Raw genomic sequence first — 19,632 nt, 5'->3', positions numbered from 1 at the left:
GTCCCGCGTCGGGTCCCGCGTGGGGTCCCCGTCGGGTCCGCGTAGGGACCGCGTCGGTCCGACCCTGGCCGCACCGGGGCCGTGCACACCGTGTCGTCGCCAAGCCCCGGACAGCTCGCCCAGCCCCACCCGAGGCCCCACCCCAGCCCACCCGAGGCCCCCACCCCCCCATGGCAGACTCCACCGATGACCTCCGAATCGATCACCGCGGCCGCCTCCGGCAGCTGGAAGCTCGGCGACCTGACCGTCAGCCGTGTCGGCTTCGGCGCGATGCGGCTGACGGGCAGCGCCGCCTTCCACCTCGGGACACCGAGCGACCGGGACCGTTCGATCGCCGTCCTGCGCAAGGCGATCGACCTCGGCGTCAACCACGTCGACACCGCCGCCTTCTACTTCTCCTCCCTCCGCTCCGCCAACGAACTGATCAACAGCGCGCTGTCCCCGTACCCGGACGACCTGCTGATCGCCACGAAGGTCGGCCCCTTCCGCGACTACGCGGGGGAGTGGGGCACCTCGGCCCGCCCGGAGGACCTGCGCGGCCACGTCGAGGAAAACCTGCGCCAGCTCGGCCGCGACCACCTCGACCTCGTCTACCTGCGCCGCATGCGCCAGGACTCGATCACGGAGCACTTCGGCGCCCTCGCCGAGCTGCGGGAGGCCGGCCTCGTCCGCCACCTCGGCATCTCCGACGTCGAACCCCGCCACCTCGCCGAGGCCCAGGCCATCGCGCCGGTGGTGAGCGTCCAGAACCGCTACGGCCTGGGCGACCGACCGCCGGCCACCGAGGAACTCCTCCGCGTCTGCGGTGAACAGGGCATCGCCTTCGTGCCGTTCTACGCCATCGCCGGCGAGAGCGGTCCCCAGGGCGCGACGACCGCCCACGCCGACGAGGTCCTGGCGGTGGCCCGCGCCCACGGAGCGAGCCCCGCCCAGGTGAGACTCGCCTGGAGCCTGGCCCAGGGCCCGCACGTCCTCGCCATTCCCGGCACGGGCAACCCCGACCACCTCGTCGAGAACGTGGCGGCCGGGGCGCTGCGGCTCGCAGACGAGGAACTGGCGAGACTGGACGGCGCCCGGCGGCAGGCCGGTTGAGGGGGCACGAGCGCAGGCCGGGCCGTCAGACGACCCACACCCCGTCCCGCATGACATGCCGCCCCGGCATCTCGTGCACCTCCCGCCACGCCTGCACCACGCGCGGCCGCACCCTGAAGTAGCCGTAGGGCGCGTGTTCCTCGCGGGGATCCCAGCCCGTCCTCGCGCGGAACGCGTCGGCCGCGTCCGCCGGCACCTCGCGCGCCGTGAAGGTCTCCGCCGCACCGTCGATCAGGACGACGTCCCGGGTGGACCCGAACGCCAGCCGCGCCCGCCGCCCGTCCCGGAGATTGCGGCCCGTGGGGTTGGTGAGCCGGGTCGACAGCCACAGGTGCTCGCCGTACCAGACGAACCACAGGGCGACGAGGCACGGCACTCCGGCGGGGTCCGCCGTGGCGACCCAGACGTCGAGCTCCTCCTCCAGCCGGTTCAGGACGTCCCGCTTGCGCTGCTCGGGGCCGCGAGGCGGCTCGGTGATCTCCATGGCCGCGACGCTAGCCCGCGGGCACCCCGCCCCGCGTCGGCCCGCAGTCCCACCCGTTCTCGGTCTCTCGTCCTGGTCCGTGCCGTCCGGATCAACCCCGAGGCCGCGGGGCTTGCACGCACATCTGCCGCGGCGTCGTCGTTGCCGTCGGTCGCCGACGCTCCGCGTCGACGCCCTCCTCCGCCTGCGGTCGCACGCACCGAGCCCCGGCTCACCGGCGCCGACGGGACACCGTCGATTCCCCGCGACCTGATCCGAACGACAGGCCCCAGGTCGCGCGCAGCGACTGGCGTCCGTCAGGTTTTACGTATAACCTCTCCCGCTGATCAGCCCTCCCGAAAGGCCCCGATGACCCGCATCGCCCTGGTCACCCTCGTCGTGGACGACTACGACGAGGCGATCCGCTTCTACACCGACGCCCTCGGCTTCCGGCTCGTCGAGGACGAGCCGCGCCCGGACGGTTCGCGCTGGGTCGTCGTGCGCCCGGGCGCCCGCCAGGACGGCACCGGACTGCTCCTCGCCCGCGCCAAGGACGACGTCCAGCGCGCCCGGGTCGGCGACCAGACCGGCGGCCGTGTCGGGTTCTTCCTGCACACCGACGACTTCGCCGGTGATCACACCCGGATGCTCGCCGCCGGCGTGACCTTCCTGGAAGAGCCCCGCCACGAGCCGTACGGCTCCGTCGCCGTCTTCCAGGACCTGTACGGAAACCGCTGGGACCTGCTCCAGCCCGCCCAGCGCTGATCCGGACCCCCCGAGAGAACGAACACCCCGCAGAAAGCCGGAGAACGACCGCCCATGACCGCGCCCCGCATCGACACCGAGACCCTCCGCCGACTCCCCAAGGCCGTCCTGCACGACCACCTCGACGGCGGCCTGCGCCCCGCCACCGTCGTCGAGCTCGCGGACGCGATCGGCCACACCCTGCCCACCAGCGACCCCGACGAGCTGGCCGCCTGGTACTTCGAGGCCGCCAATTCGGGCGACCTGGTCCGTTACATAGCCACCTTCGAGCACACCCTCGCCGTCATGCAGAGCCGCGAGGGCCTGCTGCGCACCGCCGAGGAGTACGTCCTCGACCTGGCCGCGGACGGCGTGGTCTACGGCGAGGTGCGCTACGCCCCCGAGCTGATGCTGAACGGCGGGCTGACCCTGGCCGAGGTCGTCGAGACCGTCCAGGAGGGCCTCGCCGCCGGCATGGCGAAGGCGGCCGCGGCCGGTACCCCCGTCCGGGTCGGCACCCTGCTCTGCGGCATGCGCATGTTCGACCGCACCCGGGCCACCGCCGACCTGGCGGTCGCCTTCCGGGACGCGGGTGTCGTCGGCTTCGACATCGCCGGCGCCGAGGACGGCTTCCCGCCCGCCGACCACCTGGACGCCTTCGAGCACCTGCGCCGCGAGAACGTGCCGTTCACCATCCACGCCGGCGAGGCCCACGGTCTGCCCAGCATCCACCAGGCGCTCCAGGTGTGCGGCGCCCAGCGCATCGGCCACGGCGTGCGCATCACCGACGACATCGTCGACGGCAAGCTCGGCCGCCTGGCGGGCTGGGTCCGCGACCGCCGTGTCGCCCTGGAGATGTGCCCGACCTCCAACCTCCAGACCGGCGCCGCCACCTCCATCGCCGAGCACCCGATCACCGCGCTGAAGGACCTCGGCTTCCGGGTCACCCTCAACACCGACAACCGGCTGGTCTCCGGCACGACGATGACCCGCGAGATGTCCCTGCTGGTCGAGGAGGCGGGCTGGACGGTCGAGGATCTGCGCACCGTCACCGTGAACGCCCTGAAGAGCGCGTTCATCCCGTTCGACGAGCGCAAGGCCCTCATCGAGGACGTCGTCCAGCCGGGTTACGCGGCCGCGCTCTGAAGCAGCCCGCGCACATAGGCGGCCTGTCCGACGTGCTGGAGATCGTCGGACAGGACGCTGACCAGCCGTACGCCCAGACTGACCGGCGGATCCCAGCGCTCGTCCACGATGCGCTCCAGCTCCGCCGCCGTCACCCCGCGCAGCGCCTCCAGGGTTTGGGCGTGCACGGCGTCGTAGTAGCCGGTGAGCAGGTCGGCCTCGGCGACCCGCACCTTGGCGACCTTGGCCGCGCTGTGCCCGTAGCCGGTGTCGCTGCGCGGCAGGTCCAGGCCGAACCGTTTCTGCCAGTCCTGCGAGAGCCACACCTGGTCGAGCCCGAAGGCGTCCGCGACGTGGTCGTCCTGGACCCGGGTGAGATGCCACACCAGCCAGGCGATGGAGTTGGTCTCGGCGGTGGGGCGGGCGTTGAGGTCGTCGGGGTCCAGGCCCCCGACGGCGGCGCGGACTTCTTCCTGGATGCGGTTGTACCCGTCGATGAGGATGTCCTTCGCGTGCATACGTCCACCATGGCGCACCCTCCGCCCGGGCGCCGCTTCTCGGCCGGACCCTTACCCGGCCTCCGCGTCCAGCAGCCCCATCAGCGCCCGGGCCGCCGGGCTGGTGGCCTGCGGCGGCGGCAGCAGGGCGACGGTCTCGTACACCACCTCGCCCGTGCCCTTGAGGGGCAGCGCGGTGAGCGCCTCCCGCTTGTGCCGGAAGTGGCGCGGTACGACCGCGATGCCGAGGTTCTCGTCCACCAGGTCCAGCAGACTGTGCACGTCGTTGACCTCCAGCGCCACCGTACGGCGGGCGCCCGCCGCGGCGAAGGCCGCGTCGGTGGCCCGGCGCGGGCCCCAGTCCGGGTGGAAGTCGACGAACACCTCGTCGGCGACGTCCGCCGGAGTGAGCGCGGCCGCGGCCTCGGCGAGGCGGTGGTCGGGGTGGCACAGCACGTACATCGGCTCACCGGCCAGCGGCGCGGACCGCAACTGGTCGCTGTCCGCCTGGGTGCGGTAGGCGAAGGCCAGGTCGAGGCGCCCGGCCGCCACCTCCTCGGCGAGCGCGCCCGAGCCCCACTGCCTGAGCCGGATCTCCACGTCCGGGTGCCGCCGTCGGAACGCGGCCAGCAGCCCCGCCACGTGCACCCCCGCGATGCACTGCTCGGTGCCCACCGAAAGGGTGCCCCGCACCACACCCTGCACGGCGGCCACCGCCTCGTGGGCCGCCCGCACCTGCGCCAGGATCCGCTCGGCCTCCGCCAGGAGCGCCCGGCCGGCCTCCGTCAGCGTCACCCGGCGGGTCGTCCGCACGAACAGCGGCGCCCGCAGCTCCCGTTCCAGGGAACGGATCGACGCCGACAGGCCCGACTGGGAGACCATCAGGCGTTCGGCGGCCCGGGTGAAGTGCTGGTCCTCGGCGACCGCGACGAAGTGCTGGAGGTGGCGCAGTTCCATGATTGAGAAGCCTAGCCGCTGAATTCCATCGGATTCTTCTGTTGGACCACTACCCGCAGGTCCCGCCAGAGTGGGGAGCGGTTCCCGTGAACCGGTCCTCCGAGCCAACCTTCCATGGAGTCGCGTTGTACACCGCACACCCCGACCGCTACGCGGACATGCCCTACCGGCGCACCGGACGCAGCGGCCTGAAGCTTCCCGCGCTCTCGCTCGGACTGTGGCACAACTTCGGCCCGGACCGCCCGGTCGAGACCCAGCGGGCCATCCTGCGCCGCGCCTTCGACCTGGGCGTCACCCACTTCGACCTCGCCAACAACTACGGCCCGCCACCCGGCGCGGCCGAGTCCGCGCTCGGCGGGTTCCTGAAGGCGGACTTCGCGCCGTACCGCGACGAGCTGGTCATCTCCACGAAGGCCGGCTACCTGATGTGGCCCGGCCCGTACGGCGAATGGGGTTCGCGCAAGTACGTGCTGTCCTCGCTGGACCAGAGCCTGAAGCGGATGGGCCTGGACTACGTCGACATCTTCTACTCGCACCGCCCCGACCCGGAGACTCCCCTGGAGGAGACGATGGGCGCCCTGCACTCCGCGGTGCAGCAGGGCAAGGCGCTGTACGTCGGCGTCTCGAACTACTCGGCCGAGCAGACGCGCGAGGCCGCCCGCATCCTCGGCGAGCTGGGCACCCCGCTCCTCATCCACCAGCCGCGCTACTCGATGCTCGACCGCCGCCCCGAGAGCGAGGGGCTGCTCGACGCCCTGGACGAGCTCGAGGTCGGTTCCATCGTCTTCTCCCCGCTGGAGCAGGGCCTGCTCACCGCCCGCTACCTCGACGGCATCCCCGAGGACTCGCGCGCGGCGAGCGACAGCCCCTTCCTGAACTCCGACGCCCTCACCGAGGACCTCGTCGGCAAGCTGCGCGCCCTCGACGAGATCGCCAGGTCCCGCGGCCAGTCGCTGGCCCAGCTCGCCCTCGCCTGGGTGCTGCGCGGCGGCCGCGTCACCTCCGCGCTGGTCGGCGCCAGCAGCGCCCGGCAGATCGAGGACAGCGTCGGTGCCCTGGACAACCTCGACTTCGACGCGGACGAGCTGGACCGGATCGACGCGGTGATCAAGGGGTGAGCCGTTCCGTCGGGTGAACGGTGACGGAGTCGCCCTCCCGTTTCCCGACGGCTTTGCTTCCATCGGCCCCGACGGGGGGATTGCGGGCGACACGGTTCAGCCGCCCTGTCCGGGCTCTCGCGCGGGACCGCGGTGAATTCCGCGTCCGCTTTCCGCCGGTGGTCATGGTGCCCGCCACTCGCGGCGATCTCTCCGGTTATTCCCCGGACGGACCGCCGCGAGCGGCGGAATTCGTCGTTCACACTCCGGCCGGCACCCGGTCCAGGAATCCGAGAACCGAGGTGATCAGGCCCTCGGCGTCGAGGGTGATCACGTCGAAGCCGGCCACCGGCGCCGTCCCGTCGCTCTCGCTCACCAGCTCCCAGGAGAAACGGGCCGTGTCGTGGTGCCCGTCGACGGCGCCGGTGAGCCGGAAGGCGAAGCCGGGGAACCGGGCGTGGGCCGCCGCGACGACGGCCACGATCCCCTCGTGTCCCCGGACGTCGCTGAGGGGGTCGGTGTAGCTGCCCTGCGGGGCCCAGGCGGCGGCGACCGCCCTGGCCCGCGCCTCCGGCACGCGGGCGTTCCAGGCCTCGAAGTAGCGGGTGACGGCGCTCTCGTAACGGTCGGTCTGCGCGGACATGGAAATCGGCCCCCATGAGGTCGTCCGTACTGGTCGGGAACCGGATCGATACCTTGCCGACCCGGTGCGTCCACCCTGCCCGCGTCCGCCGCACGGGTCGATTACCCGTCGGGTAATGGCGGCGATGAGCCCCGCCCGCTGAATTTCGGCCATGAGCGGCGATGAATATGCCAAGAGACTGGCCAAAAAGTCATGGTGACAGTGTTTCAGCAGTCAACATACTCGAATGTCAGGGGCAGTTCATCCCACAGGAGTCGCACGGAAAGCGAGGCCGCACCGGCAAGCGAGCGACGGGGGAGAAGGACGTGCACGACGAATTCCTGTGCCATGTCACCGCGTACGGCGTCTGCGACGGCCGGCGCATCGGCGTACCGCTGGGCACCTACCGTGCTCCGACGCTGGCGCTCGCGCTGTGGTGGCTGCGGGACCGGGCCTCCTGGATCGCCGAGCGGCTCGATCCGCGGCCCGACGGGGGTCACTTCCCGCCCAACGCCCTCGTGCCGGTCGCCGACACCGCGCCGGACGTGCCCGGCGTCCTGCGCGCCTGGTGTGCCGACGTGGAGCAGCAGGAACTGGTCGCCGACGAACTGGCCGGGGGGCGTCTGGTGCGGATCGCCGCCAGCGACGAGACCACCGAGTACGAACTCCTCGCCGAGTCCGTCGACGCCCTGCGGATGCAGCGGACCATCCCGGCGCTCGTCCTCCCCGTCGGCTGACCCGTGACGGAGGGGCGCCACCGTCGCCTCGATGGGACGCACAGGGGTGCGAATCGATAGAATTCCGGCATGGCGGAGCGGCCGGTCGTCTCGACTGCGCCCGAACTCGTGGTGGAGACCGAGACGGGCTCCACGGTGATGACCCCGAGCCAGGCCTACCGCGTCGGCCGGGACCCGCTCAGCGACATCTTCCTCGACGACGCCCGGGTCTCCTGGCACCACGCGGTGCTGCGGCCCGACGGCGACCACTGGACCCTCGAGGACGAGCACAGCACCAACGGCACCTACGCCGACGGCCGGCGCGTCCGCGAGTGGGGCGTCGGACCCGGCAGCGTGATCCGCTTCGGCAGCCCGGACGACGGCCCGTGTGCCGTCCTGAGCGGCCGCCCCCCGCCGGCGCCGGAGCGCCCGTCCGCGGTGGCGAACCCCGCGGTGACCGGAGCGTTCCGGCAGCCCACCACCGTCCGCCCCCTGCCCACCCGCACCGTCCGCATCGGCCGCGCCCCCGACAACGACCTGGTCATCGACGACCTCGTCGTCTCACGCCGGCACGCCGAACTGCGCGCCCTGCCCGACGGCACCTACGAGATCGCGGACCTGGGCAGCCACAACGGCACCTATCTCAACGGCCTGCCCGTCACCACCGCCGCGCTCGGCCCCGGTGACGTCGTCGGCATCGGACACTCGGCGTTCTGCCTGGTCGGCGACGAACTCCAGGAGTACGTCGACACCGGCGAGATCTCCCTGGACGTGCAGGGCCTCACGGTCGCCGTCGACCACGGCCGCAAGGTCCTCCTCGACCACGTGTCCTTCCCGGTGGGGGAGAAGTGCCTGCTCGCCGTCGTCGGACCGAGCGGCGCCGGCAAGTCGACCCTGCTCAACGCCCTCACCGGCCAGCGCCCCGCCGACCACGGCACGGTCGTCTACGACGGCCGCGACCTCTACCGCGACTACGCCGAACTGCGCCAGCGCATCGGACTCGTCCCGCAGGACGACATCCTGCACGCCCAGCTGACCGTGCGCAGCGCCCTCTCCTACGCCGCCGAACTGCGCTTCCCCCAGGACACCGCCAAGGCCGAGCGCCGCCGCCGGGTCGAGGAGGTCATCCGTGAACTGGGCCTTCAGCAGGGCGCCGACCAGCCCGTGCACACCCTCTCCGGCGGCCAGCGCAAACGCGTCAGCGTCGCCCTGGAACTGCTGACCAAGCCGTCCCTGCTCTTCCTCGACGAGCCGACCTCGGGCCTGGACCCCGGGATGGACCGCTCGGTGATGCACATGCTGCGCGGCCTCGCCGACGACGGCCGCACCGTCATCGTCGTCACCCACAGTGTCCTCAGCCTCGACGCCTGCGACCGGCTCCTCGTCCTGGCACCCGGCGGCAAGGTCGCCTACTACGGACCGCCCGGCGACGCCCTCGCCTTCTTCGGGTTCGCGCAGTGGCCCGAGGCCTTCGAGGCCTTCGAGCGGGACCGGGACCGCGACTGGGCGGAGGAGTACACCGGCTCGCCGTTCCACCGGCGGTACGTCGTCAACTCCAGCGCCCAGCCGCCGCTGCCCCGCGAGGGCCCGGTGATCATGCTGCCGCCGGCCCGGCCCCGCAGCCGCGGTGCCCAGCTCGGCACCCTGGTCCGCCGCTACACGGCCGCGCTCGGCGCCGACCGCACCTTCCTGGCCATCATGATCGCCCTGCCGTTCGTGATGGGCGCCATGGCGCGCGCCCTCGCCGGCAGCGCGCTCACCCGGGACACCGCGATGAACGCGCTGCTGATCCTGTGCGTCGGCGGCGTCCTCACCGGAGCCGCCAACGCCGTGCGCGAACTCGTCAAGGAACGGGTGATCTACCAGCGCGAGCGGGCCGTCGGCCTGTCCAGATCGGCGTACCTGATGTCGAAGGTCGTCGTCCTGGGCACCGTGACCGTCGTCCAGGCGGTCGTCCTGACGCTCGTCGCCCTGCTCGGCGTCGACCTCCACGCACCCGGAGGCGACGGCGTGCTGATGCCGCCGCTGGCCGAGATCACCATCGCCGTCGCCCTGCTGTCCTTCACCGCGATGATGCTGGGCCTGCTGGTCTCCGCGCTGGTGCGCAAGGAGGAGGTGACGATGCCGCTGCTGGTGCTGCTCGCCATCGTCCAGGTGGTCTTCTGCGGCGCGCTGTTGTCCCTGGACGGCGTGCCCGGCCTGGAGCAGCTGGCCTGGCTCGTGCCCTCGCGCTGGGCGTTCGGCGCGATGGCCGGCACCCTCGACCTGGCCCGGATCGTGCCCGGCGACCTGACCGCGGACCCCCTGTTCGCGCACACGGCGGGCGTGTGGCTGCTCGACGTGGGCATGCTCGTGGTGCTCTCGGCGGTCTTCGGATACGTCGTCGCCCGCCTGCTGCGCCGCCACGAACCCGCCGTGATGCGGAAGTAGGCCCACGATGACGACCCCCGGCTTCCGGCCCACGCACGTCGTCCCCCAGGAGGGCATGCCCGCCTGGGAGGCCCCCGACCCCGCCCACCCCACCGTCCCCCTCGACCCGCTGCTGCCCGTCCGCCTCGTCGAACGGCGCGGCGACTGGGGACACGTGCTGTGCGCCAACGGCTGGTCGGCCTGGGTGGACGGCCGGTACCTGGTCGCCGTACCCCAGGACCCGCCCCTCGCCGACGGCTCCCTCACCACCGTCACCGACCCACGCCCCCTCCTCGGCAGCGCCGAACAGGCCCTCGCCCGCTACCGGGCGGCCGTCGAGGAACTCGCGGGCGGCGGACTCGACGGCGAGACCTTCCACCGCCGCACCCGGGGCCTGCGCATCGGCATCGTCGTCGACGGCGAGTCCATGTGGCTCTACGACCCCGCCAAGGGGTGCTGGGTGTACGGCGACGGCACCCGCCTGAACACCTACGCGGCCGACGACCCTCCCACCACGACCCAGGACGCCGGGCACGCCTCCACCCGCGACGGCGCCGCCGAGGGTGAACCGTGACGGCCGGCGAGACGGGCCTGTCCTCCGGCCGGCCCTCCGAACTGATCGGCCGGCAGGTCGCGGGGTACCGCATCGAGGACGAGATCGGCCGCGGCGGCATGGCCGTCGTCTACCGCGCCCGCGACCTGCGCCTGGACCGGACCGTCGCCCTCAAGCTGCTCGCCCCGGAACTGGCCCGCAACGACACCTTCCGCAAGCGCTTCACCCACGAGTCCCGGGTGGCCGCCGCGATCGACCACCCGCACATCGTGCCGATCTTCGAGGCCGGCGAGACCGACGGCGTCCTCTACATCGCCATGCGCTATGTCGCCGGCAGCGACCTGCGCCATCTCCTCGACAGCCGGGGGGCCCTGCCGCTGCCGACCGCCGTCCGCATCGCCGCGCAGGTGGCCTCCGCCCTCGACGCCGCCCACGAGCACGGACTGGTCCACCGGGACGTCAAACCCGGCAACATCCTCGTCGCCCGCGGCACCGACAGCTACCACCCCGAGCACGTCTACCTCACCGACTTCGGCCTGACGAAGAAGTCGCTGTCCCTGACCGGCTTCACCAGGGTCGGCCAGTTCGTCGGCACCCTCGACTACGTCGCGCCCGAACAGATCTCCGGCCGCCCGGTCGACGACCGCTGCGACGTCTACGGCCTCGCCTGCGTCGTCTACGAGACCCTCGCGGGGCGCCCGCCGTTCCGCCGCGAGGACGACATGGCCCTGCTCTGGGCCCACCAGTACGACGATCCGCCCCCGCTCACCGAGGCCCGCCCCGACCTGCCCCCGCGCGTCGACGCGGTCTTCGCCCAGGCCCTCGCCAAGACCCCCGACGCCCGCCACGCCACCTGCCTCGCCTTCGTCGCCGACCTGAGGGCGGCCGCATCGGGCGGCCCCCGTGCGGCGCATCCGCCGACGGAGGTGAACCTCAAGGTCGCGGGGGAGGGGCGACCGAAGCCGCCACCGGGATGGGCGGCGCCGGTGTTCGGGCGGCGCGAGTAGGGCGTGTCTCTTCCGGTCACCGGGACCGATCACCACCGTTCGGGCGGCGGCGCCCTGGGCGGGCGACGCCGGTGAAACCGTCCGGGCCCGAGCCGCCTCACCGCGCCCTGTCGCCGGCTCTCCCCTGCCCGGACGCCCTGTCGTCGACCCTGCCGTGCCCCGCCGTGCCCCGGGCCAGCAACCCGCCCAGGAAGCCGGTGACCAGCCCCCACAGCGCCGCGAGACCCAGCGCCGTCCACAGCACGGGACGCAGGAACAGGTCCCCGGACAGACCGGCGCCGTCCAGGTCGCTGATGCCGAAGACGGACAGGCCGTAGTGCGCGGAGACACGGCCGACCAGGCAGATCATCAGCACCGTGAGCACCAGTGCGACGGCCAAGCGCACAGCGTGCCGCCAGGCGGGTGTCCGGGCCGGAGAACGGGCCGCCATCACGAAGGCCGCCGCCAGCAGCAGTACGGCGTCCACGGCCACGAGCCACCACACGCGGCCGTCCCGGTCGGCGAGGGTGCCCAGGTTCAGCGTGGCGGTGCCCGAGCCGCGCAGCACCTCGTCCAGGAGGTGCGGCATCGGCAGCCCGAACGGTCCCTCCACCCGGCCCTCCCAGGTGGCGCCCAGACCGATGGTGAACGCGAGCCAGACCAGGTTGGGCAGGCCCAGCAGCACCACCGCGAGGGTCTCGGCGGCATGGCCGCGCGTCACCGCGGCCCCCAGGGCGATGAGCACGCCGAGGACGACGCAGGCCAGGAGCAGCAGCACCATGGTGTGCGCGGCCGGCCGCACCGACTCCTGGAAGCGCAGCAGCCGGGCCGGCAGCGGCGCCCCCTGCGAGACCAGCAGCGCCAGCGCCAGCACACCGGCCAGCCACAGCAGCCCGAACACGAGGGTGAGCGGCACGCTGGTGGTGAAGCCGGCCCTCGGGCTGACGCCGAACACGTCGCCCAGGTCGCTCAGCGTGTCGTCGCCCAGGGAGATCGCGAAGGTCTGCCGCGCGGCGAAGGACAGGGCGAGCAGTGCCGCCAGCCACACCACGGCGACACGGGCCGCCCAGCCGGCCAGTTCGGCCGCCCCGGCGACCGCCCGGTGGCGCAGCGGCCGCAGGAAACCGGCCGAGGTCACCAGGGCCCCGGCGAGCGTGACGGACAACGGGATCACGGTCAGCCCCGCCCGCGTGTCGGCCAGTCCGCCGGCGTCCCCGGAGAGTTCGACCGTGCCGCCGACGGCCGTGACGACGGTTGCCGCCACCACCCGCGGGAACGCGCCGTCGGGCAGGTCAGCGGCGCCGGCCCCCCACAGGCCCAGCGCGGCCACCACACCCATGGTGATCAGCCCCGCCAGGGCCGTGACGACCGCCTGCGGCCAGCCGTGGCGGGCGACTGCCCGGTCGGAGGGGGTGCGCGGACTCACCCTGCCACGCTAAGCAGCGCCCGCCCCGCGCGCCTGCCGGGAGGGCCGTCCGCGTCCGCTTGCGAGTGAGGCCCGACCCGGGCACACAATGGTGATGTTGTGGACAAGCGGTGCACATGGCAGAAAAGTGCCGCGAAGAACCACGTCGGGAGTGCTCGTGAGCGTCGAACCGCCGTCGTCCGGCCGCCCCACAGGACCGCCCTCCGGCCCGCTGTCGGGCCGCTCCCGGCCACCCTCCGGCCCGCCCTCGCAGCCGCCCGGCGGCACCTCGGGCGGCACACCGACGGGCGGTACGCCCGAGCCCCGTGGGCCCTGGTGGAAGTCCGTGCAACGCGTCGCCCTGCTCACCACCGCCCTCGTGATCGCGGTGGCTCTCGCCCTCGTCCTGACCCGCACCGACGGCGGTGGCGGCGGTGGCGCAGGCGGCGACGGCCGGGACGGCGAGGTCTTCCTCCAGGCCGCGGGCAAGACCGGCCCCGACCCCTTCACCGACAACACCGCCACCACACCCTCCGTCCCGCCCACCACCTCCGCCCCGCCGACCACCTCGGAGCCCGCGAACGTCGTCCGGGGCGTCGACGGCGACGCCGGCGGACTGTACGGCGGCACCCGCAACGCCACCGCCTGCGACGTCGAGAAACAGATCAGGTTCCTCCAGGAGGCACCCGCCAAGAACGGGGCCTTCGCCTCCGTCGCCGGCATCGAGCCCTCCCAGGTCCCCGCCTACCTGCGCTCCCTCACGCCCGTCCAGCTGCGCATGGACACCCGGGTGACCAACCACGGCTACCGTGACGGCGCCGCCACCCCGTACCAGGCCGTCCTCCAGTCCGGCACGGCCGTCCTCGTCGACGCACGCGGCGTGCCGCGGGTGCGCTGCGCCTGCGGCAACCCGCTGACCCCGCCGGTCGCCCAGCGGACCCAGCCGAAGCTCGTCGGCGACTCCTGGCCGTCGTACCGGCCGTCCAACGTCGTCGTGGTCACCCCGTCGAGGACCGTGGTCGAGGTCTTCGTGCTCTACGACCCCCGGCACGAGCGCTGGTTCGCCCGCCCCCGTGGCGACACGGGCGAGAAGGACCGTCCCGCCAAGCCTCCGGCGAAGCCGCCGCTGCCGTCCGCGAGCGTCTCCCTGCCGAGCTCGCCGTCGGACTCACCAAGCCCGTCGCGCCCGTCGAGTCCGTCGAGCCCGTCAAGTCCGTCGCGTCCCTCCAGCCCGCCGAGCCCGCCGAGCTCACCGCCGAGCCCGTCCGCGAGTCCGTCGCCGCCCACGAGCCCCGGCTCGCCGCCCCCGGAACGGGAATCGCCCGCCGATTCCCCGTCCCCGCCGCCCCCGCCGCCCCCGCTGACGAGCCGGCCGGAGAGGGAGGAACCTCCGTCGCCGCCGCAGGCCCCGACGTCGGAGGAGGACACGACCACCCAGTCGGCGCCCGCCTCGGAGTTCCCGGAATCCCCCGGCGGCTCTCCCGCCGTGTGAGGCAGCCCATGGCCGTGGTGTCGAAGGCGGGGGGACTGCGCGGCCCGGCACGGGGTACGAGCACAGGTGCAGCAGCGTCCGGCCAGTCCGGCCTCCGAGAGAGAAACGCATGACCGAGCACCTGGACGGGTCAGTGATACCGACTGGTTTCGACGTACCCGTGGAACCGCTACGGCGAGCGGCGCACTACACCGGTGAACCCGGTTCCATCGCCGAGGCACGCACCTTCGCCACGTACTTCGTCGATCAGCTCAGGACGGAGTGGAACGCCAGCGTCGACGAGCGCATGTGCGGCGAGGTCCTGCTGGTCGTCAGCGAACTGGTCACCAACGCCGACCGGCACAGCAACGGCCCGTACATCCTGGAGCTGGAGGGCACGGACGCCTCGGTGACGGTGTCCGTCTACGACAGCAGCGACGCGCTGCCCCTGCGGTTCCCCAAGGACCCCCGGCGCATCGGCCGGCACGGTCTGGAGATCGTGCACGCGCTCGCGACGGAGGTCACCGCCGAGCGCGTGCCGGTCGGCAAGCGCGTCCGCGCCGTGCTCGGCTTCGTGGCGAAGTGAGCCGTGGGGCGTGGCGGCCCCACGGCTCACGGCTCAGGCGCAGCCCAGTTCGCCCAGCATCCCCTGGCGCAGCCGCGTGATGATCCGCTTGATCAGGCGGGAGACGTGCATCTGGGAGCAGCCGAGCCGCTCGCCGATCTCCGCCTGTGTGGCTTCCTCCACGAACCGCATGTGGATGATCTGCCGGTCGCGCTCACTGAGCTCCGCCATCAGGGGGGCGAGCGAATGGAAGTCCTCGACGAGCCGCAGCCCGTCCTCCTCCACCCCGATGAAGTCGGCCAGGACCGCCTCGCCGCGGTCGGGGCCGTCGCCGGTGAGCGCGGCGTCGAGCGAGGAGGAGTTGTAGCCGTTGGAGGCGATCTGCGCCTCGATCACCTCGTTCTCGGCGAGGTTCATCAGCGTGGCCAGCTCCGCGACCGTCGGCTCCCGGTCCAGCCGGCTGGCGAGTTCGTCGCGGGCCTTGGCCAGCTCGACGCGCAGCTCCTGAAGCCGCCGCGGCACGTGCACCGCCCACGTCGTGTCCCGGAAGAAGCGCTTGATCTCGCCGACGATGTAGGGCAGCGCGAACGAGGTGAACTCCACCTCGCGCGAGATCTCGAACCGGTCGATGGCCTTGATCAGGCCGATCATCCCGGTCTGGACGATGTCCTCCATGTCGTCGCCGCGGCCGCGGAACCGTCCGGCCGCGAACCGCACCAGCGACATGTTCATCTCGATGAGGGTGTTGCGCGCGTACTGGTACTCGTGCGTGCCTTCCTCGAGTTCCGTCAGCCGCTGGAAGAACTGACGGGACAGCTCACGTGCGTCGCGGGGGGCCACGCGCTTCGGGTCCTCGACTCCCGGCAGCGGTGCGCCACCCGTGCTGGTCCCGGCGCTGTCCTCGACGACCTGTGCCTCCGACCCGATCACGGCGTGCATTACCTCTCCCACGAAAGTCACGGTTGGACGTCTGCTGTACCCGGTCCGTGAGCGGACCGAGTGCCCGCAAGCCCGCTCACGAGGCGGATACCCCGAGTTCGCCGTCACATGCCCAGAGTATTCCGAGCGGCCGGAACACGGTGCGCCGGGGGGAGGGGGCCGGGTGGGGGGAGGGGCGGAGAAACGGTGGCGGAACCGGTGGGGGGAGGGGCGGAGAACCGGTGGCGGAAGCGGCCCCGGGCGGCCAGTGCCCCTTCATGACCGACACGGATCCCGCCCCCACCCCCCATCCGGACCGGTGCTTCGGGCAGTGGGGGCATGTTCGTCCGACCGGAGGACGCCCCCGGTGGCGAGGGCGGCTTCGCCGGGGAACGGGACACGCTCGTCGGATGCCGCCGCGGCCGGGCACCTCACCCTGGAGAACGTGTTCCGCGGATCGGCGGCGCGTCTTCCCTGACCAGGCGTCACCCGGGGAGCAGCGATCACCCTCCGCCCCGGCCGAGCCGAGCGCGGATTTTCCTCAGGGCGGAACACCGGGCCCTTCCCGTGGCCGCCCGCGCTCCTAGGCTGGGAGGGTGAGCAACCAAGCGCCGAACCAAGCCCGCGTGATCCCGTTGCGCCCCTCGGCCGAGCGCCCGGGAACCGCCCGCCCCGCCGACCGTCCGCCCGCCCCCAGGGAGCCTCTCTGGCGTGATCTGGTCGGCGACGTCCTGCGCCGCGAACGCCAGGCGCAGGAGCGTACGTTGAAGGACGTCGCCGACGCCGCCCGCATCTCCATGCCGTACCTGTCCGAGGTGGAGCGCGGCCGCAAGGAGGCGTCGTCCGAGGTCCTCGCGGCCGCCGCCCACGCCCTCGGCCTGAGCCTCGGCGACCTGCTGGCGCGCGCCCAGGGCGAGCTCGTCCGGGTGACCAGCCGGCACGCCGGCGCGCGCCGCACGCCCACGACCTCGTCGTACAACGGACTCTGCCTGGCCGCCTGACGCCCCGCGCGGGCCGGCGGCTCAGATCCGCGCGGGACGCCGGCTCAGCACCTCGTCGGCCAGGCCGTACGCCACGGCCTCCGGCGCGGTGAACACCTTGTCGCGGTCCATGTCCGCGCGCAGCGTCGCGGGGTCGTGAGGGGTGTGCCGGGCCAGCACCTCCTCCACCTGGGCGCGGATCCGCACCATCTCCTTGGCCTTCAGGGCCAGGTCGGAGACCACGCCCCGGGTGCCCCCGCTGGCCGGCTGGCCGAGCAGCACGCGCGCGTGCTCCAGCACGACCCGCCGCCCGGGATCCCCGCCGGCCAGCAGCACGGCGGCAGTCGAGGCCGCCTGCCCCACGCAGACCGTCGCGATCGGAGCCTGCACGAACGTCATCGTGTCGTAGATCGCCATCAGCGAAGTGAACGAGCCACCGGGCGAGTTGATGTAGATCGCGATCTCCCTCTCCGGTGCCGCCGACTCCAGATGGAGGAGTTGCGCGATGACGACGTTGGCGACCCCGTCGTCGATCTCGGTGCCGAGGAAGATGATGCGCTCCGACAGCAGCCGGCTGAACACGTCGTACGACCGCTCGCCCTGCGGGGTCCGCTCGACGACGTTCGGAATCGTGTACGTCCCCATGTCACAGCCCCATCCGTCGCCCGGAGGCGGCCGGGCGGACGTCGGCCAGCGACTCCACGACCCGGTCCACCATGCCGTACTCCTTGGCCTCCTCGGCCGTGAACCAGCGGTCGCGGTCGCCGTCCCGGGAGATGGTCTCCGGGCTCTGACCGGTGTGCTCGGCGGTGATCCGCTCGATGGTCCGCTTGGTGAACTCCAGGTTCTCGGCCTGGATCTCGATGTCGGCCGTGGTGCCGCCGATCCCGGCCGACGGCTGGTGCATCATGATCCGCGCGTTCGGCAGCGCGTACCGCTTGCCGGGCGCGCCGACGCCGAGCAGGAACTGGCCCATGCTGGCCGCGAATCCCATGGCGAGCGTCGAGACGTCGTTCGGGATCAGCCGCATCGTGTCGTAGATGGCGAGGCCCGCGTGGACCGACCCGCCCGGGCTGTTGATGTACAGGGCGATGTCGGTGCGCGGGTCCTCCGCGGACAGGATCAGCAGCTGTGCGCACACCCGGTTCGCGGAGACCTCGTCGACCTGGGTGCCGAGGAGGACGATCCGCTGGCCGAGCAGTTGGGCCGCGAGGTGGTCGTCGAAGCGGGAGGGAGGGGTGTCGCCCTCCTCGGCCCGGGGCAGCAGGCCCGGCGCGAGGCCGGAGGTGAGTGGGGGCATGGGCGCTCCTTGTCGAGGCGGGACGCGGCGTCGCTCACCGCGCTCCCTCCACCATCGGCCCCTGTCCGGCCCCGCGGTGGGATTCCCTGCCCTCGGCAGATTCGCCGAGGGCAGAGCGCTCACCAGGTGCGCCCACTCCCGGATGCCGGTTCGGTCCGGTGTCAGGGCCATCCGAATGGATCTCCGCCGTGGGCGATGAGTTCCGGGGCGCGCGCCGGTCGACACTGATGACCGCGTTCCACGCTCGCGTTTGCGCCCCAGGAGGAACCATGACCACCGACGGATTCACCACCTGCCTCTGGTTCGACGGCCAGGCGGAGGAGGCCGCCCACTTCTACGTGTCGGTCTTCAAGAACTCCAGCGTCGGCGACGTCGCCCGCTACACGGAGGCCGGACCGGGCCCCGCCGGCTCCGTGGTCACCGTGGACTTCACGGCGAACGGCCAGAAGTTCGTCGCGCTGAACGGCGGCCCGCAGTTCACCTTCAACGAGGCGATCTCCTTCCAGATCGACTGCGCCGACCAGGAGGAGGTCGACCACTACTGGAACAAGCTCACCGAGGGCGGCGGCCGGCCCGGCCCCTGCGGCTGGCTCAAGGACAAGTACGGAGTGTCCTGGCAGGTCGTCCCCCGCGTGCTCATCGAGATGGTCACCGACCCCGACCAGAAGAAGGCCGCCCGCGCCACCAAGGCCATGCTCTCCATGGGCAAGCTCGACATCGCCGCCCTGCGGAAGGCCTACGACGGGCGGTAGCGCCCTCCGTCACCAGCCCGGCTCGGCCAGGATCTCCTTGATCACATGCCGGGAGTTCTCCGCGAGCGGCGGATTGGTCTCCCAGTAGAACGGCAGCGCGATCAACGCGATCGACAGCGCCCAGCCCCGGCCGCGCGCCCACTCGGCGTCGTCCGCGCCCACCGTCTCCCGGAAGAGGGCGCGGGCCGACGCCGGCAGCAGGTTCCAGGCCACGATGAGGTCGACGGCCGGGTCGCCCACGCCCACGCTGCCGAAGTCGATCACCGCTGTGAGCCTGCCGTCCTCGACCAGCACGTTCATCGGCGACAGATCGCCGTGCGCCCACACCGGCGGCGCCGTACGGCCCGGAACGCGCAGCGCCTCCTCCCACAGGGCGGTCACCGCGTCGGTGTCGATCCGTCCCTCCAACTGGGCGATGGCCGAGCGGGTGAACGGGTCCCGCTCCGCCAAGGGCACACCCCGGTGACACCGCGGCCCGTCCAGCGCGTCGAGCCCGCGCAGCTCGACGACGAACGCCCCCAGGTCCGCCGCCAGTTCCGCGGGCCTCGCCACGGCACCCGCCACCGGGTTACGGCCCTCCAGCCACCGGTAGACGGACCACGGCCAGGGGTACCCCTCGCCGGGCCGGCCCCGCTCCAGCGGCACGGGCGCGGCGACGGACAGCCGAGGGCCCAGCCGGGCCAGCCAGTGCTGCTCGTGGGCCACGCTCTCCACGGCGCCGGGGTGCCGGGGCAGCCGCACCACCTTGTCGCCCCCGAGCCGGAACATCGCGTTCTCCGTCCCGGCGGACGCCAGCCGCTCCACCGGCAGCGACGCCCACCGCGGGAACTGCGCGGCGACCATCCGCCGCACCAGCGGGACGTCGACGTCGACCTCGTCCGGACGCATCTTCACGGCACACATGCGGCCCATTCCAGGTACTCGACGCGCCCGCTGTCCAACGAATTCGGGGCGCGCTCGGCCCGGGCCCGCGACCGGCT

General features: G+C 72.7%; 21 protein-coding genes. 12 read left to right on the top strand and 9 right to left on the bottom strand.

The window, feature by feature from the left end; translation table 11 throughout:
* Window positions 1-186 precede the first annotated feature (186 nt).
* Window positions 187-1,092 carry an aldo/keto reductase gene (locus ACF1A1_RS21000; RefSeq protein ID WP_392001751.1) on the top strand — a complete coding sequence of 302 codons (906 nt, stop codon included), beginning with the start codon at window positions 187-189 and terminating at the stop codon, window positions 1,090-1,092.
* A gap of 25 nt (window positions 1,093-1,117) precedes the next feature.
* Here the strand turns inward: ACF1A1_RS21000 and ACF1A1_RS20995 are convergent, their stop codons facing one another.
* Entirely contained in the window at window positions 1,118-1,576 is a 459-nt protein-coding gene (locus tag ACF1A1_RS20995; protein WP_392001749.1) for a pyridoxamine 5'-phosphate oxidase family protein, read from the bottom strand.
* A gap of 348 nt (window positions 1,577-1,924) precedes the next feature.
* Between ACF1A1_RS20995 and ACF1A1_RS20990 the strand changes: the two genes are divergently transcribed.
* Together ACF1A1_RS20990 and ACF1A1_RS20985 are read left to right on the top strand one after the other, a co-directional pair.
* Window positions 1,925-2,320, top strand: coding sequence for a VOC family protein (locus tag ACF1A1_RS20990; RefSeq protein WP_392001748.1), 396 nt, complete (start codon window positions 1,925-1,927; stop codon window positions 2,318-2,320).
* A gap of 54 nt (window positions 2,321-2,374) precedes the next feature.
* The gene (locus ACF1A1_RS20985) at window positions 2,375-3,445 is read left to right on the top strand and encodes an adenosine deaminase (RefSeq protein WP_392001746.1); all 1,071 of its coding nucleotides are present in this window, start codon (window positions 2,375-2,377) and stop codon (window positions 3,443-3,445) included.
* Here the strand turns inward: ACF1A1_RS20985 and ACF1A1_RS20980 are convergent.
* Window positions 3,427-3,942 carry a DUF664 domain-containing protein gene (locus ACF1A1_RS20980; protein ID WP_392001744.1) on the bottom strand — a complete coding sequence of 172 codons (516 nt, stop codon included), beginning with the start codon at window positions 3,940-3,942 and terminating at the stop codon, window positions 3,427-3,429. The genes ACF1A1_RS20985 and ACF1A1_RS20980 overlap by 19 nt on opposite strands.
* A gap of 51 nt (window positions 3,943-3,993) precedes the next feature.
* Window positions 3,994-4,878 carry a LysR family transcriptional regulator gene (locus tag ACF1A1_RS20975; protein ID WP_392001743.1) on the bottom strand — a complete coding sequence of 295 codons (885 nt, stop codon included), beginning with the start codon at window positions 4,876-4,878 and terminating at the stop codon, window positions 3,994-3,996.
* A gap of 125 nt (window positions 4,879-5,003) precedes the next feature.
* Between ACF1A1_RS20975 and mgrA the strand changes: the two genes are divergently transcribed.
* A complete protein-coding gene (gene mgrA, locus ACF1A1_RS20970) occupies window positions 5,004-5,996 on the top strand; it encodes an L-glyceraldehyde 3-phosphate reductase (protein ID WP_392001742.1) in 993 nt (330 codons plus the stop codon).
* Between the two features lie 238 nt (window positions 5,997-6,234).
* Here the strand turns inward: mgrA and ACF1A1_RS20965 are convergent, their stop codons facing one another.
* Window positions 6,235-6,618 carry a nuclear transport factor 2 family protein gene (locus ACF1A1_RS20965; protein ID WP_392001740.1) on the bottom strand — a complete coding sequence of 128 codons (384 nt, stop codon included), beginning with the start codon at window positions 6,616-6,618 and terminating at the stop codon, window positions 6,235-6,237.
* Window positions 6,619-6,923: 305 nt separating this feature from the next.
* Here ACF1A1_RS20965 and ACF1A1_RS20960 point away from each other — a divergent pair, with 305 nt between their 5' ends.
* The 4 genes from ACF1A1_RS20960 (at window position 6,924) to ACF1A1_RS20945 (ending at window position 11,282) form a co-directional block, all read left to right on the top strand.
* Window positions 6,924-7,334, top strand: coding sequence for a hypothetical protein (locus ACF1A1_RS20960; RefSeq protein ID WP_392001738.1), 411 nt, complete (start codon window positions 6,924-6,926; stop codon window positions 7,332-7,334).
* Window positions 7,335-7,403: 69 nt separating this feature from the next.
* A complete protein-coding gene (locus ACF1A1_RS20955; protein WP_392001736.1) occupies window positions 7,404-9,743 on the top strand; it encodes an FHA domain-containing protein in 2,340 nt (779 codons plus the stop codon).
* A 7-nt stretch (window positions 9,744-9,750) separates the two neighbouring features.
* Entirely contained in the window at window positions 9,751-10,296 is a 546-nt protein-coding gene (locus tag ACF1A1_RS20950) for a hypothetical protein (RefSeq protein WP_392001734.1), read from the top strand.
* Window positions 10,293-11,282 carry a serine/threonine-protein kinase gene (locus tag ACF1A1_RS20945; RefSeq protein ID WP_392001732.1) on the top strand — a complete coding sequence of 330 codons (990 nt, stop codon included), beginning with the start codon at window positions 10,293-10,295 and terminating at the stop codon, window positions 11,280-11,282. The genes ACF1A1_RS20950 and ACF1A1_RS20945 overlap by 4 nt, the downstream gene beginning before the upstream one ends.
* 97 nt (window positions 11,283-11,379) lie before the next feature.
* Here ACF1A1_RS20945 and ACF1A1_RS20940 read toward each other — a convergent pair whose 3' ends face one another.
* On the bottom strand, window positions 11,380-12,687 hold the full coding sequence (locus tag ACF1A1_RS20940; protein WP_392001730.1) for a streptophobe family protein: 1,308 nt from the start codon (window positions 12,685-12,687) through the stop codon (window positions 11,380-11,382).
* A 157-nt stretch (window positions 12,688-12,844) separates the two neighbouring features.
* Between ACF1A1_RS20940 and ACF1A1_RS20935 the strand changes: the two genes are divergently transcribed.
* Window positions 12,845-14,158, top strand: coding sequence for a DUF6777 domain-containing protein (locus ACF1A1_RS20935; protein WP_392001728.1), 1,314 nt, complete (start codon window positions 12,845-12,847; stop codon window positions 14,156-14,158).
* Window positions 14,159-14,267: 109 nt separating this feature from the next.
* Window positions 14,268-14,723: an ATP-binding protein gene (locus tag ACF1A1_RS20930; protein WP_392001727.1), complete on the top strand. Its 456-nt coding sequence runs from the start codon at window positions 14,268-14,270 to the stop codon at window positions 14,721-14,723.
* A gap of 33 nt (window positions 14,724-14,756) precedes the next feature.
* Here the strand turns inward: ACF1A1_RS20930 and ACF1A1_RS20925 are convergent, their stop codons facing one another.
* Window positions 14,757-15,641 (bottom strand): RNA polymerase sigma factor SigF, encoded by an 885-nt coding sequence (locus tag ACF1A1_RS20925; RefSeq protein WP_392001726.1) that lies wholly within the window; start codon window positions 15,639-15,641, stop codon window positions 14,757-14,759.
* A 575-nt stretch (window positions 15,642-16,216) separates the two neighbouring features.
* On the opposite strand from ACF1A1_RS20925, the gene ACF1A1_RS20920 reads away from it, so the two are divergent.
* The gene (locus ACF1A1_RS20920) at window positions 16,217-16,621 is read left to right on the top strand and encodes a helix-turn-helix domain-containing protein (protein ID WP_392001724.1); all 405 of its coding nucleotides are present in this window, start codon (window positions 16,217-16,219) and stop codon (window positions 16,619-16,621) included.
* A 21-nt stretch (window positions 16,622-16,642) separates the two neighbouring features.
* Here ACF1A1_RS20920 and ACF1A1_RS20915 read toward each other — a convergent pair whose 3' ends face one another.
* Complete coding sequence (locus tag ACF1A1_RS20915) at window positions 16,643-17,245, bottom strand: ClpP family protease (protein WP_392001723.1); 603 nt, start codon at window positions 17,243-17,245, stop codon at window positions 16,643-16,645.
* A 1-nt stretch (window position 17,246) separates the two neighbouring features.
* The gene (locus ACF1A1_RS20910; protein WP_392001721.1) at window positions 17,247-17,900 is read right to left on the bottom strand and encodes an ATP-dependent Clp protease proteolytic subunit; all 654 of its coding nucleotides are present in this window, start codon (window positions 17,898-17,900) and stop codon (window positions 17,247-17,249) included.
* A 269-nt stretch (window positions 17,901-18,169) separates the two neighbouring features.
* Between ACF1A1_RS20910 and ACF1A1_RS20905 the strand changes: the two genes are divergently transcribed.
* Window positions 18,170-18,652 (top strand): VOC family protein, encoded by a 483-nt coding sequence (locus tag ACF1A1_RS20905; protein ID WP_392001720.1) that lies wholly within the window; start codon window positions 18,170-18,172, stop codon window positions 18,650-18,652.
* Between the two features lie 9 nt (window positions 18,653-18,661).
* Here the strand turns inward: ACF1A1_RS20905 and ACF1A1_RS20900 are convergent, their stop codons facing one another.
* Entirely contained in the window at window positions 18,662-19,555 is an 894-nt protein-coding gene (locus tag ACF1A1_RS20900; protein ID WP_392001718.1) for an aminoglycoside phosphotransferase family protein, read from the bottom strand.
* Window positions 19,556-19,632 lie beyond the last annotated feature (77 nt).

Origin of the sequence: Streptomyces sp. NPDC014995, from assembly GCF_043080745.1 — a bacterium.
Taxonomy (GTDB): domain Bacteria; phylum Actinomycetota; class Actinomycetes; order Streptomycetales; family Streptomycetaceae; genus Streptomyces.
Note: the sequence above shows the minus strand (reverse complement) of the source record. Positions and strands in the feature narration are given on the sequence as shown.

What these genes read in the sequence shown, in the direction of transcription:
- ACF1A1_RS20910 (WP_392001721.1), bottom strand. Translation starts at nt 17,900, where the DNA reads ATGCCCCCACTCACCTCCGGCCTCGCGCCGGGCCTGCTGCCCCGGGCC.
- ACF1A1_RS20925 (WP_392001726.1), bottom strand. Translation starts at nt 15,641, where the DNA reads ATGCACGCCGTGATCGGGTCGGAGGCACAGGTCGTCGAGGACAGCGCC.
- ACF1A1_RS20955 (WP_392001736.1), top strand. Translation starts at nt 7,404, where the DNA reads ATGGCGGAGCGGCCGGTCGTCTCGACTGCGCCCGAACTCGTGGTGGAG.
- ACF1A1_RS20965 (WP_392001740.1), bottom strand. Translation starts at nt 6,618, where the DNA reads ATGTCCGCGCAGACCGACCGTTACGAGAGCGCCGTCACCCGCTACTTC.
- ACF1A1_RS20930 (WP_392001727.1), top strand. Translation starts at nt 14,268, where the DNA reads ATGACCGAGCACCTGGACGGGTCAGTGATACCGACTGGTTTCGACGTA.
- ACF1A1_RS20985 (WP_392001746.1), top strand. Translation starts at nt 2,375, where the DNA reads ATGACCGCGCCCCGCATCGACACCGAGACCCTCCGCCGACTCCCCAAG.
- ACF1A1_RS20975 (WP_392001743.1), bottom strand. Translation starts at nt 4,878, where the DNA reads ATGGAACTGCGCCACCTCCAGCACTTCGTCGCGGTCGCCGAGGACCAG.
- ACF1A1_RS20995 (WP_392001749.1), bottom strand. Translation starts at nt 1,576, where the DNA reads ATGGAGATCACCGAGCCGCCTCGCGGCCCCGAGCAGCGCAAGCGGGAC.
- ACF1A1_RS20905 (WP_392001720.1), top strand. Translation starts at nt 18,170, where the DNA reads ATGACCACCGACGGATTCACCACCTGCCTCTGGTTCGACGGCCAGGCG.
- ACF1A1_RS20900 (WP_392001718.1), bottom strand. Translation starts at nt 19,555, where the DNA reads ATGTGTGCCGTGAAGATGCGTCCGGACGAGGTCGACGTCGACGTCCCG.
- ACF1A1_RS20980 (WP_392001744.1), bottom strand. Translation starts at nt 3,942, where the DNA reads ATGCACGCGAAGGACATCCTCATCGACGGGTACAACCGCATCCAGGAA.
- ACF1A1_RS21000 (WP_392001751.1), top strand. Translation starts at nt 187, where the DNA reads ATGACCTCCGAATCGATCACCGCGGCCGCCTCCGGCAGCTGGAAGCTC.
- ACF1A1_RS20915 (WP_392001723.1), bottom strand. Translation starts at nt 17,245, where the DNA reads ATGGGGACGTACACGATTCCGAACGTCGTCGAGCGGACCCCGCAGGGC.
- ACF1A1_RS20990 (WP_392001748.1), top strand. Translation starts at nt 1,925, where the DNA reads ATGACCCGCATCGCCCTGGTCACCCTCGTCGTGGACGACTACGACGAG.
- ACF1A1_RS20950 (WP_392001734.1), top strand. Translation starts at nt 9,751, where the DNA reads ATGACGACCCCCGGCTTCCGGCCCACGCACGTCGTCCCCCAGGAGGGC.